The organism is Caballeronia sp. LZ034LL (assembly GCF_031451215.1).
In the GTDB taxonomy this organism is placed as follows: domain Bacteria; phylum Pseudomonadota; class Gammaproteobacteria; order Burkholderiales; family Burkholderiaceae; genus Caballeronia.
On the sequence record NZ_JARUXR010000001.1, the window covers coordinates 879,325 to 892,004 of the forward strand.

Sequence of the window (12,680 nt, forward strand, 5' to 3'; positions counted from 1 at the left end):
TTCGATGGGAACCACAGACGATCTCTTCGCCGCCCAGACCGCACCGGACGGCGAACAACTGATGCTCGGCGAGTACGCCGAACGCGCTTACCTGTCCTACGCGGTGAGCGTGGTGAAGGGCCGCGCGCTGCCGGACGTGTGCGACGGCCAGAAGCCCGTGCAGCGCCGCATCCTGTTCGCGATGAACGAGATGGGCTTGTCGAACAACGCGAAGCCGGTGAAGTCGGCGCGCGTGGTCGGCGACGTGCTGGGCAAGTATCACCCGCACGGCGACCAGTCGGCGTACGACGCGCTGGTGCGGCTCGCGCAGGACTTCTCGATGCGCTATCCGCTCATCGACGGGCAGGGCAACTTCGGCTCGCGCGACGGCGACGGCGCCGCGGCCATGCGTTACACGGAAGCGCGCCTGACGCCCATCGCGCATCTGCTGCTCGATGAAATCGACCAGGGCACGGTCGACTTCATGCCGAACTACGACGGCTCCTTCGAAGAGCCGAAGCTGCTGCCCGCGCGGCTGCCGTTCCTGCTGCTGAACGGCGCGTCGGGCATTGCGGTGGGTCTCGCGACGGAAGTGCCGTCGCACAATCTGCGCGAAGTCGCGCAGGCGGCCGTCGCGATGATCCGCGATCCGAAGATCGGTCACGCCGGCCTGATGGAAAAGCTGCCGGGACCGGACTTTCCGGGCGGCGGGCAGATCATCTCGTCGCAGGCCGAGATTTCGGCGGCCTACGAAAGCGGACGCGGCAGCCTCAAGGTGCGCGCGCGCTGGAAGATCGAGGACCTCGCGCGCGGACAGTGGCAGGTGGTGATCACCGAACTGCCGCCGGGCGTGTCGAGCCAGAAGGTGCTCGAGGAAATCGAGGAACTCACCAACCCGAAGATCAAGCTCGGCAAGAAGACGCTCACGCCCGAGCAGGCGCAGACCAAGCAGACCCTGCTCGGCCTGCTCGACGCCGTGCGCGACGAGTCCGGCAAGGACGCGCCAGTGCGGCTCGTGTTCGAGCCGAAGTCGAGCCGCCTCGACCAGACCGAGTTCGTCAATTCGCTGCTCGCGCATACGAGCCTCGAATCGAATGCGTCGATCAACCTGGTGATGATCGGCGCGGACGGCCGGCCGCGGCAGAAGGGCATCGTCGAGATCCTGCATGAGTGGATCGGCTTCCGCTTCGTCACCGTGACGCGGCGCACGCAGCATCGGCTCGGCAAGGTCAACGACCGCATTCATATTCTCGAAGGACGGATGATCGTCTTCCTGAATATCGATGAAGTCATCCGCATCATTCGCGAATCCGACGAACCGAAGCAGGCGCTGATCGCGCGTTTCAATCTTTCCGAACGCCAGGCCGAGGACATTCTCGACATCCGCCTGCGCCAGCTGGCAAGGCTGGAAGCGATCAAGATCGAACAGGAATTGAAGGACCTGGGCGAAGAGAAAGCCAAGCTCGAAGAACTGCTCAACAGCGATGCCGCGATGAAGCGTCTGCTCATCAAGGAAATCGAAGCCGATGCGAAGCAGTACGGCGACGACCGCCGCACGCTGATCCAGCAGGCCACGCGCGCGACCTTCGAGGCGCGCGTCGTCGATGAACCGGTGACGGTCGTCGTGTCGCAGAAGGGCTGGGTGCGGGCGCTGAAGGGACATGGACTCGATCCGGCCGGCTTCACCTTCAAGCAGGGCGATGGCCTCTACGCGGCCTTCCAGGCGCGTACGCCGGATTCGCTCATCGCGTGGGGCAGCAAGGGCCGGGTGTATTCGGTGTCGGTTGCGGCGCTGCCAGGCGGACGGGGCGACGGCGTGCCGGTCACGTCGCTGATCGAACTCGAATCGGGCACGCATCTGCTGCATTACTTCGCAGCGAACGCAGAGCAGCAACTGCTGCTGGCGTCGAGCAACGGCTTCGGCTTTATCGCGAAGCTGGGCGATCTCGTGAGCCGCCAGAAGGCGGGCAAGGCGTTCATGACCATCGACGAAGGCGCCGCGCCGCTCGCGCCGATGCCGGTCATTCCGGGCGCGGCCTATGTGGCGTGTCTGTCGAGCGCGGGGCGTCTGCTAGTGTTCGGCATGGACGAGATGAAGACGCTCTCCGGCGGCGGGCGCGGCGTCACGCTGATGGCGCTCGATCCGAAGGAAACGCTGCGGCAGGCGCTTGCCATCGACGCGCGCGGCGTGGTGATGATCGGCACGGGACGCGGCGGCAAGATCAGGGACGAGAAGCTGGCTGGCTCGCAACTGCAACTGCATCTCGGCAAGCGGGCGCGGAAGGGACGGGCGCCGGATTCGACGCTGAAGGTGGCGGAATTGAGGCCGGTGTTCGAGGGATAAGCTTCAAGACTGCTTCGGCATCGTATGGAACGCCTCGTCGCACGCATGCGGCGAGGCGTTTTTATTTGGCTTCTTGCCGAATACACAGGAACTGGTGGGCAGCGTCCTAGTCGAACGGCCAAACTTGAATCCCCAAGCCCACGACGTCAGCCCAACAACACAATGAACAAAGCCATCGAAGCCGCGCTCTTCCTGCATCTCCTCGGCGTTGCCGTATGGATTGGCGGCATGATCTTCGCGCATTTCTGCCTGCGTCCCGCGCTCGGCGACCTCACGCCGCAACTGCGCCTGCCGCTGTGGGAAGCCGTCTTCACGCGCTTTTTCAACTGGGTTGCAGCGTCGGTGCTCGTCATCCTGCTCTCGGGCGGCTTCCTGCTCGCCGAGTTCGGCGGCACGCACGCTGCGTTGCCGCTGCATGTGATGGCCGGACTCGGCGTCGTGATGATGCTGATCTTCGGGCACATCCGCTTTGCGGTGTTTCCGCGCATCCGGCGCGCGGTGCAGGCGCAGAACTGGCCCGACGGCGCACGCGCCGTCGGAACCGTGCGCAGGCTCGTCGTGATCAATCTGGTGTTGGGTATCGTGACGATTGGTGCAGCGGTGTTGTCACGCGGTCTGTGAAGAGCGCTTGAGGTTGCGGCTGCGGCGGGGCTTGCGGCTCCAGTTGCGGACCGTCCTTCAGATAGCCTTCCTTTGAAGGATCGCGCATGCACAGCGACACCAGCCCGGCCACGGCGCACAGGGCGGTGACGTACCAGTAGAACATGCTTTCGATGCCTGCCTGCTTGAGCCACAGCGCCACATATTCCGCCGAGCCGCCGAAGATCGCATTCGCCAGCGCATAGGACAGGCCCACGCCGAGCGCGCGCACGTGCACCGGGAACATCTCCGCCTTGATCAGGCCGCTGATCGACGTATAGAAGCTGACGATGCACAGCGCCGTGACGATCAGCGCGAACGCCGCCAGCGGATTGCTGACATCCTTGAGCGTGTGCATGAGCGGCACCGTGCACAGCGTGGCGAGCGAGCCGAAGCAGATCATCGACTTGCGCCGCCCGATGCGGTCGGACAGCGCGCCGAACAGCGGTTGCAGCAGCATGAACACGAACAGCGCGGCCGTCATCACGTGGCTGGCGGTCTTTGCGTTCATGCCGGCCGTGTTGACGAGATACTTCTGCATGTAGGTCGTGAACGTGTAGAACACGAGCGACCCGCCGGCTGTGAAGCCGAGCACGGTGACGAAGGCGCCCTTGTGCCGCCAGAGCCCGCTGAACGAGCCGGCCTCGCTGCTGCGGCGGGATTCGGCCGTGGTGGTTTCATCGAGCGAACGTCGCAGCAGCAGCGCGATGACCGCCGCGGCCGCGCCCACCAGGAAGGGAATGCGCCAGCCCCAGGCCTTGAGGCTTTCCGTGCTGAGGGTCTGCTGCAGGATCACCAGCACGAGCAGCGCGCAGAGTTGCCCGCCGATCAGCGTGACATATTGAAACGACGCATAGAAACCCCTGCGGCCTTCGAGCGCGACCTCGCTCATGTAGGTGGCGCTCGTGCCGTATTCGCCGCCCACCGAGAGTCCCTGGAACAGACGCGCGATCAGCAGCAAGGCGGGCGCGAGCGCGCCTATTTCGGCGTAGCCGGGCAGCAGCGCAATGACGAGCGAGCCGCCGCACATCATCAATACCGACACCATCATCGACGCGCGTCGTCCATGCTTGTCCGCGAGACGGCCGAAGAACCAGCCGCCGATGGGACGCATCAGGAAGCCCGCGGCAAACACGCCCGCGGTGTTGAGCAGTTGCGTGGTCGTGTTGCCTGCGGGAAAGAACGTGGACGCGAAGTAAATGGCGCAGAACGAGTAGACATAGAAGTCAAACCATTCCACGAGATTGCCTGACGACGCCCCGACAATGGCGACGATGCGGCGTCGTGTATCCCGTTTATCTCTCGTATTAGTTGGGCCGGTCATTTGCGGGTCAGTTGATTCCTTCATTGCTGATTATCTCCATGGTTGTCATCAAGCAGGTGGATTGAAAATCGCTCTTAGAAAAGTCTTAATTGTTATGGGGCCACGTTTAGGAATTATTCTTGTATTTTTCTTAAGCCACGCTAAATATAGGCAAAAAAATCAGTCATCCTTTATACAGGATATTAAAAAGCGATTTGTATAAAAATTCATCGCATGAGCTAGTGAAATTGCGTCGACCATGGCATTTCGTCTTTTCCAAAAAAGACGGCCGCTCACATCCCTCTCGATCAATTTCCTTTGCGGAGCTCGTATGATTTCAGTGTCCAGCGACTATTCGAGAAGCACTCAGACGTCGGGGGCATCCAGCGACACCTCGGATGATCCGCCGCCGGCCCAGCAGCAGCCTTCGCCGGACGCGCAAGGGTCGTCCTCGCAAGGTTCGGACGGCTCGGCTTCGGGATCGGCGCAGACGGATTCGGCCTCCGAGTCCTCGCAAAAGTCGTCGGCTTCGGCGAGCCCGGAAGATGCTCAGGATGCCCAGGCTATGCAGAACTCGCAGAATGCGCAGACCCCGTTGCCCTCGTCGGATACACAAGCCGGGCAGATGTCTCCGAACGAGCAGGGCGTCAAGGATCAGCGCGCATCGGGTGTCGGAACGCAGGAGCAGCTGTCGCTCGAACAGCCGTTGCCGGACAAGCAGTCTGCACCGGACTCCGGGTCTTCAACGACGACATCGGACAAGCAGCCTGCACCGGACTCCGGGTCTTCAACGACGACGTCAGGCACACAGCAAACCGCGACCGACAAACCGGTTGACGCGATGAATTCGCGCGATCTCGCGGACTCGCTCGTCTGGCAAAACGACCTGGCGGCGGCCGGCGATCGCTTCGATTCCGCGGTCGATGACTCCATGAAGGACGTGAAGGACGGCAAGGACACCACCGACCATGTCATCGCAGCGGGCAAGGCGCTCGATGACGTTCAGGACATCATGGGGCAAGACAAGCTGAACAGCGAGCAGCAAGACAAGTCCGACCGCCTCGCCAAGGCATTGGACAACCGGAAGGACAATGACACGCTCGAAACCCTCGGCAAGAACGCCAACGTCGATCTGAAGCCGCTGGCGAAGAACCATGATCTCGACAACTTCAACAAGTATGGGAAATACCCGAGCATCTTCGCGCGGTCGACGCTTTTCGACGAAGGCCGTTTCAACAATTCTCAGGTGCTGAAGAACTGGGGCTGGTTGTCGAAGTATCAGACTCCCGGGCAGAGCCGCTTCGACTGGATGGGTCCCAAGGGCCGGCTCGCGGTGCTGCTGGGTTCGCGGATGCTGGCGGCGACCAACATCTTCACGAAGGCGGGCTCGATGTTCATGTCGGGCATCCAGAAACTGAAGGACGGCAAGGATCCCACCGACGACTTCATCGGCGGAGGCGCGGCGATGGGGCAGGGCTTGAACGAGGTCACGATCGGCGCCGGTACGGATCTCGGGAACCACGCGGCCAAGCAGTGGCAGCAGAAACAAGCGCAAGCGGCCAAGACAGAACCCGCCACAGGCCCGGAGAACGGCACGAACACCAATGGCACGTCGCCTGCTCAAAACGGCGGAAACACCAACGGCACGTCGAGCCAGCAGATCGGCCCCTCAACGAGCGCGGAGGATACCCGCTCGATCCAGTCGCTGAACGAGCAGGTCGACACCGATCTCGGCCATGTGAATGGCGATATCGACGGGCAGGTCACGGGTCGTCAAAACGAACTCCAGAAAAGTGTTTTTGACAGGCTGCAAAGCACGCATCCCGATAACCGGCGGCTGATCCTGCAGCGCGGGGTCGCGGAAGTCTTCCCCGAATACAACGGCATGGCGCAATTGGGCGACCAACTCAAGAACGCCGCGAAGGAAGATGCGCAAAACGCCCACGAGAATCTCAAGAAAATAGAATCCGATTCGCAAGCCGAGATGCAGAAGCTCCACGATCTGGGCTTCGAGACCGTCGATGCAGCGCGCAAGTCGGAGAACGCCGCTGCACTGGAGTCGGTCAGCCGTCTGGACAATCTGGGCCAGCTCAAGCATGACGCCTACGACCAGTTCGATCGTGCGATGAACGAGCGGGAGGCGCTGATGAAGGACGCCCCGGCCTCATACAGGGAGTTGGGACAGGCGTTGAACAATGTGGATCCGGAGGTCCGGCAGTCCAGGCTCTCCGAGTGGATGGATAGTTACGGCAAGAAGTTCACCCAGTACCAGGATACCTTTCTCGCGCATACCGATGCGTATCCCGACTGGTTCAAGATCTCCAAGCCCTTGCGCACGCAGCTGGTGCCGTCGATGATCGGCACCGCGTTCGGCGCGCTCGGTTTTGGCGCCTCACTCCACTCCTATCTGCAGAAGCAGCAAGCGGGCACATTGACCCCACAGGACAAGATCAATCTGGGGGCGCAGGTGTTCAATCTGGTGGGCGGCATCGTGGGCTTCGTGCCGTTCGTCGGGCCGGTTGCAAGCATCATTGCCACGGTGATCGGCGGGGTCATGGGCGGTATCGCCGATGGTTATCAGGGCTACCAGCTGAGCGAAGCTCAAAACGATCTGCTGAACAAGTATCGCGACCAATGGAACAATACCCACTCCCAGGCGGACCAGATCTGGGATGGCTTCGATGGAGGTTGATCGTTCCTGGCCATGCCGCGTTCGCCGGCAGCATGGCCGCCGGCCCGTCGTTCGTGCGGGCAGCCGCCCCTACCGTCCGCCGGGCTCGTCCGTGAGCGCGGGGCTCGACGGTTCCCGGCCGGCATCATTGCGTGAACGCGGCGCCTGTCCGCGCGGCCAGCCGCATACGCCGAAGCGGTCGAGCAGCGCCTGCACGCCGTCCGCCGGCACGGGCCGCGAGAACAGGAAGCCTTGCGCTTCCACCGGACCCAGCGCTGCAAGCCACGCGATCTGCTCGTCGCGTTCAGTGCCTTCCACCACGACCGTCAACCCAAGCGAACGCGCGAGATTGACGATGGCCGACACCATCACGCACACGCTGCGATCCTCGGGAATCGCCTGGATGAAGGAGCGGTCGACCTTGAGCGTATCGACGGAAAAGCGGTTCAGATACGACAGCGACGAATAGCCGGTGCCGAAGTCGTCCAGCGCGATGCGCACGCCCAGGCGCTTCAGCGCGACGATCTTCTCCTGCACGAGCTCCGGATATTCGACCATCACGGTTTCGGTGATTTCGAGTTCGAGCTTGTCCGGCGGAATGCCGCTCGCCTCGATCGCGCGTGCCACCGTCTCCAGCAGATCGCCGCGCCAGAACTGCACCGCCGAGATGTTCACGGCCAGCGACAGCCCCGTGTAGCCGTCCTGCTGCCATTGCGCGAGCTGCCTGCACGCGGTGTGGATCACGAAATCGCCGACTGCGACGATCAAGCCCGTGGATTCCGCCACCGGAATGAACTCGTTCGCCGGAATGAGCCCGTGCTGCGGATGATTCCAGCGCACCAGCGCCTCGAAGCCGGTGATGCAGCGGCGCGTCAGATCGATCTTCGGCTGATAGACGAGGAACAGTTGCTCCTCGGTGAGCGCGACGCGCAGCTGCTGTTCCCACTTCATCAAATGATCCGCGCGATGCGACAGCTGCGGCGAGTAGAACTGATAGCAGTTGCGGCCCGCGTCCTTGGCGCTGTACATCGCGAGGTCGGCCTTTTTCAGCAAGTCGATCTCGCTCTCGTTCGACACCGAGAACAGCGCAATGCCGATGCTCGCATGCAGCACGAACGCGCTGCCGCGTACGTCGAAGGGCGTGGCGAACATGGTGGAGATGTCGTCGGCGAGCGTGACGGCGCGCTGCTCGACTTCGTCGCCCTTCACGACCACTACGAACTCGTCGCCGCCGATGCGCGACAGCGTGCCGCTCTGACCCACCGTCTCCGCGAGCCGCGAGGCCGTCATCTGCAGGACGATGTCGCCGGCATTGTGGCCGAGCGTGTCGTTGACGGTCTTGAAGTTGTCGAGGTCGATGAAGAGCAGCGCCAGCCGGCCGATGTTCTCCTGCTGCGCGACGTCCTGGCGCAGCGCGCGCAACGTGGAGTAGCGGTTGCGCAGGCCGGTGAGCAGGTCGTACTCGACCAGGTGCGTCATCTCGCGCTCGCGTCCGAGCAGCTTGCCGATCAGACCGGTCGCGACCGCGAAGAAGCCGAGCATGGCGAGCGAGATGAAGCTCGCCATCAGCAGATAGACGTTGCGCGTGTGGTTGTAGTCGATCATCTCTTCGCGTTCGGAGAGACCGACGAGCACGCCGAGCGGATATCCGTCGATATGCCGGTACGACACGATGCGCTTCACGTGATCGATGGGATCCACGTAGATGCCCGACGCGTGATCCAGCGTGGGATACACGCCGCTCGCGGTGAAGTCCGCGCGGGCGCGGCTGCTGGCGGCAGCGCTTGCATCGCCGCCGTTGCCTTGCGCTGCGGCCGTGGCGGCTGCGGCGCCATCGGCCAGGCCGCCGCCCGTGCTGCGCGCGAGCACCGAGCCGCTGTCCGACACCACGGCGATCACGCCCTCGCGGCCGATCGACGCGACGTTGTAAAAGTCGCTCGTGAAATAGGCCGGGTCTTCCGACACCACCACCACGCCGGCGAACGAGCCGTCCGGATGATTGAGCCGCCGCGTGAACTGCAGCGTCCACAGGCCGGACACGCGGCCGCGCACCGGGCGGCTGACGTAGAGGAGGTCGTCGTTGGAATGCGCGTGGACCTTGAAGTGCTCGCGGTCCGACAGGTCGATGGGTTTCGGATGCGGGTCCGAGGTGTTGCCGACCAGCGTGCCGTATTCGTCGATCAGCGAGACCTGCACCAGCGTGTCGCTCTGCACGACGCCTTTCTCGACGGTGGCGATCAGATCGAAGTTGTCAGGCGATTTCTCGTATTCGTATTTGACGAAACGGGTGATCTGGTCGACCTGATGAATGGCCTTGATGGTGTGCTGCTCGAGCGCCGCCGACAGAATGGCGGCGGAAGACATGGATTCGTGAGTGGTGGCTTCGCGCTCGACCGAGAGCCGGGCGAAGATGACCGCCCACAGCAACACGAGCACAAAGGTGCCCAGCACCGGAATGGCCAGCAACGCCCGCCGCCGCCGCGCCGCCGGGGCGCTTGTGAGGGTGTCCGGGACGGCATGCGTGCGCGCCCGCTTCATGGCGCTCCCTGCAACGCTGGATCGCGTAGCGCCTGACGTGCTGCGAACTGCGCGAAGTGGATGAAGCGATGCATGTGCGGAGGCGTTCGGCCGAAACGAGTGACTATACCGCGCGCAGTACGCCGCGGCTGAGGGATGGACATTCTTTGGCAGATCCTGTCCGCGGCGTCATCCTTGCGGGTGACTTTCGCTTTGCTCACCGTTCTCGACAGCGTTTGCCGTTGCGCTGGCGCCGCTGCAGGATTATTCGAGTCCGGATTCAAGCCGCGCCCCTGCCGGGTCCGTCGCATTGCCGCCGCCACGTCCGACGCTTCTTTTTATCCCCATTGGTCAGATAGTAGCGAAGGCTCCTGCTTTAAGAAAGAGGCCGCCTTTGGGGGTATACGCGCGCCGGAGGGGAAATGCGCAGGTCATTGTTTCAGCTACGGAAATTACCGTCGATCACAGTTACCGAATGGCCGCCGATCCACACCGGCGCGCCATCCGCCTGGTCGTCGTAAGTGACGCTCACGCGGCCGTCGCGGCCCAGCGCGGTGCCCTGACGAACCGTGTAGTGCGCGCCCGGACGCTTGCCTTGCTGCGTCAGCAGCATGGCGAGGGCGGCATTCGCGCTGCCCGTGACCGGATCCTCGATGTTCTCCGCACCCAGCAGAAGCGCGCGCAGTTCGAAGGTCGCCGGTCCGCCGGGCGCGTGCGGCCCGTAGATCACGATGCCGTGCGTGCCCGTCTCGGCGACGATCTGCCGGACTGCTTCGCGCGACTCGCCGGCCAGCGTCAGCGCAAGACACTGCGACGCGTCGCGCACGCGCACCACGAGCCAGGGCGCACCGTTGTCCACCGCGGCGGGCGGCGCTTCGGGATCGAGTGCTGCGGGGGCGAGCGCGGCCGCAAGACGGGCGTTCTGCGCTGCGGTCAAAGGCGTGATGCGAGCCGGCGGCGCGGCGAAGGCCCACTCGCCGCCGGCGCGTTCGGCGAGTGTCACCAGGCCGACGCCGCATTCCTGCACCAATCGTCCGGGCGTCTTCGGCGTATAGCCGGCATCGATGAGCGCGTGCGCGCTGCCGAGCGTCGGATGCCCGGCGAACGGCAATTCCACCGCGGTCGTGAAGATGCGCACGCGGTAGTCGGCGCGGGCGTCGGTCGGCGGCAGCAGGAAAGCGGTTTCGGACAGATTGGTCCAGCGCGCGATCTGTTGCATGCGTTCGGTGGAGAGGCCGTCGGCATCGAAGATCACGGCAAGCGGGTTGCCCTTGAACGGCACGGAGGTGAAGACATCGACCTGCTTGAACTGGACGACCCGTTGGTCGGCGGGTGAGGACATGAGCTTTTTCTCGCTGGAGCAGGGCATAAAAAAACCCGACGCATCGCTGCGTCGGGTTTCGCGGATGAACGGCGAACGGACGCGCGCTTCAGTTGACTTCGGCGACTTCCGCAATCAGTTCGATCTCGACGCACGCGCCGAGCGGAATCTGCGCGACGCCGAAGGCGGAACGCGCGTGCTTGCCGGCATCGCCGAACACGTCCGCGATGAGCTCGGACGCGCCGTTCGTCACGATGTGCTGCTCGGTGAACTCGAAGGTCGAATTGACGAGGCTCATGACCTTGACGATGCGCTTGACGCGGTTCAGGTCGCCGACGTGCGCGTGCAGCGTCGCGATCAGGTCGATGGCCACATTGCGCGCGGCCGCCTTGCCTTCTTCCGTGGAGATGTCGGCGCCGAGCTTGCCGGCGTGCACCTTGCCGTCCTTCTTCGCGATATGCCCGGACAGATAGACCGTGTTGCCGCTCTGCGCGCTCATCACGTAGGCGGCCGCCGGCGCGCCTGCCGTGGGCAGGTCGATGCCGAGTTCCTTCAGCTTGTCGTACACATTCGATGCCATCGGTTGCTCCTTGACTTCAAGCGGGTGAAGGGGCGCGCGGCGCCCCGGAAAATCAGAGGCTCGCGCGGATCAGCGTGCCGAGCCGGCCGACGCCTTCGTCGATCGTCGCGGGCGGCACCGTCACGAACGACAGGCGCAGCGTGTTGTGCGCGGCTGTGTTGGCGTAGAACGGACCGCCCGGCACGAAGGCCACGTTCTGCGCGACGGACTGTTCGAGCAGCTTCATCGTGTCGATGTGCTTCGGCAGCGTCAGCCACACGAACATGCCGCCTTCAGGACGATTCCATTCGACGCCGGCGGGCATGTGGCGTTGCAGCGCGTCGAGCATCGCCTCGCACTGGTCGCGATACAGCGTACGGATCTTCGGCACGTGCTGGTCGAGGAAGCCGTCCTTCACCACTTCGTAGACGATGCGCTGCGTGAGGCTCGGCGTGTGCAGGTCGGTGGCCTGCTTGGCCTGCACGAGTTTGTAGTGCAGCTCCTCGGGCGCGATGATGTAGCCCACGCGCAGGCCCGGCGCCAGCACCTTCGAGAACGAGCCGAGATGCACGATGTGATCGGGCGCCATCGAAAGCAGCGTGGGCAGCGGGGCGCCGGCGTAGTCGAGCGCGCCGTAGGGATCGTCTTCGATCACCGGGAAGGAGGCGGTCTTCGCAAGGGCGGCGAGCGCCTGGCGGCGCGCGAGCGGCAGGCGGCGGCCGGTCGGGTTCTGGAAATTGGGCTGTGCGTAGAGCAGGCGCGCGCCGGCGGTGAGCGCGGCGTCGAGGCCTTCGGGAATCAGGCCGGATTCGTCGGTGGGCACCTGCACGTAGTCAGGCTCGAACAGCGAGAACGACTGGAGCGCGCCGAGATAGGTCGGCGTTTCGACCAGCACGCGGCTGCCCGGATCCACCAGCGTCTTGCCGAGCAGGTCGAGCGCCTGTTGCGAGCCGGTCGTGATCAGCACCTGCGACGGACGGATCGACGCGCCGTTCACCGAATAGCGCGCCGCCACCCATTCGCGCAGCGGCAGGTAGCCTTCGGTCGCGCTGTACTGGAGCGCCGCGGACGGCTGGTCGCGCAGGATGCGCTCGGACGCGTGACGCATTTCCTCGACCGGAAAGGTCGCGGGCGAGGGCAGGCCGCCCGCGAAGGAAATGACCTCCGGCCGCTCCGTGACTTTCAGGATTTCGCGAATCGCCGAGCTGGTGAGCTTGCGGGCGCGTTCGGAGAGTTGCCACGGGGTGGCGCGGAGATCGGCTTGATTCATGGGGTGCCTCGGTTGGCTTTGGAATGGTCCCGCGTTGGGTCAGAAATCGGGGTGCGCGGGCGAGCGGCGCACGCGCA

Annotated in this window: 7 protein-coding genes and 1 pseudogene; 3 read left to right on the top strand and 5 right to left on the bottom strand. The window is 64.0% G+C overall.

All coding sequences use genetic code 11. The features are described from left to right. Window positions 1-4 precede the first annotated feature (4 nt). On the top strand, window positions 5-2,323 hold the full coding sequence (gene parC, locus QCE83_RS04095; RefSeq protein WP_309807777.1) for a DNA topoisomerase IV subunit A: 2,319 nt from the start codon (window positions 5-7) through the stop codon (window positions 2,321-2,323). A 162-nt stretch (window positions 2,324-2,485) separates the two neighbouring features. Beyond that, window positions 2,486-2,944: a CopD family protein gene (locus tag QCE83_RS04100; protein ID WP_309807778.1), complete on the top strand. Its 459-nt coding sequence runs from the start codon at window positions 2,486-2,488 to the stop codon at window positions 2,942-2,944. A gap of 46 nt (window positions 2,945-2,990) precedes the next feature. Here QCE83_RS04100 and QCE83_RS04105 read toward each other — a convergent pair. Next, window positions 2,991-4,286, bottom strand: a pseudogene (locus QCE83_RS04105) (MFS family transporter); the annotation flags it as partial. Window positions 4,287-4,596: 310 nt separating this feature from the next. Here QCE83_RS04105 and QCE83_RS04110 point away from each other — a divergent pair. Then, window positions 4,597-6,957, top strand: a complete 2,361-nt coding sequence (locus tag QCE83_RS04110; protein ID WP_309807779.1) for a hypothetical protein — start codon at window positions 4,597-4,599, stop codon at window positions 6,955-6,957. Window positions 6,958-7,026: 69 nt separating this feature from the next. Here QCE83_RS04110 and QCE83_RS04115 read toward each other — a convergent pair whose 3' ends face one another. From QCE83_RS04115 to QCE83_RS04130, 4 genes are all read right to left on the bottom strand, one after another. Then, window positions 7,027-9,474, bottom strand: a complete 2,448-nt coding sequence (locus QCE83_RS04115; RefSeq protein ID WP_309807780.1) for an EAL domain-containing protein — start codon at window positions 9,472-9,474, stop codon at window positions 7,027-7,029. Between the two features lie 418 nt (window positions 9,475-9,892). Then, complete coding sequence (locus QCE83_RS04120) at window positions 9,893-10,795, bottom strand: PhzF family phenazine biosynthesis protein (RefSeq protein ID WP_309807781.1); 903 nt, start codon at window positions 10,793-10,795, stop codon at window positions 9,893-9,895. An 88-nt stretch (window positions 10,796-10,883) separates the two neighbouring features. Then, a complete protein-coding gene (locus QCE83_RS04125; protein WP_309807782.1) occupies window positions 10,884-11,354 on the bottom strand; it encodes a RidA family protein in 471 nt (156 codons plus the stop codon). Between the two features lie 52 nt (window positions 11,355-11,406). Beyond that, on the bottom strand, window positions 11,407-12,603 hold the full coding sequence (locus QCE83_RS04130; RefSeq protein ID WP_309807783.1) for a PLP-dependent aminotransferase family protein: 1,197 nt from the start codon (window positions 12,601-12,603) through the stop codon (window positions 11,407-11,409). Window positions 12,604-12,680: the final 77 nt, after the last annotated feature.

Coding starts and splice junctions, on each gene's coding strand:
- parC (WP_309807777.1), top strand. CDS start 5: ATGGGAACCACAGACGATCTCTTCGCCGCCCAGACCGCACCGGACGGC.
- QCE83_RS04100 (WP_309807778.1), top strand. CDS start 2,486: ATGAACAAAGCCATCGAAGCCGCGCTCTTCCTGCATCTCCTCGGCGTT.
- QCE83_RS04110 (WP_309807779.1), top strand. CDS start 4,597: ATGATTTCAGTGTCCAGCGACTATTCGAGAAGCACTCAGACGTCGGGG.
- QCE83_RS04115 (WP_309807780.1), bottom strand. CDS start 9,474: ATGAAGCGGGCGCGCACGCATGCCGTCCCGGACACCCTCACAAGCGCC.
- QCE83_RS04120 (WP_309807781.1), bottom strand. CDS start 10,795: ATGTCCTCACCCGCCGACCAACGGGTCGTCCAGTTCAAGCAGGTCGAT.
- QCE83_RS04125 (WP_309807782.1), bottom strand. CDS start 11,354: ATGGCATCGAATGTGTACGACAAGCTGAAGGAACTCGGCATCGACCTG.
- QCE83_RS04130 (WP_309807783.1), bottom strand. CDS start 12,603: ATGAATCAAGCCGATCTCCGCGCCACCCCGTGGCAACTCTCCGAACGC.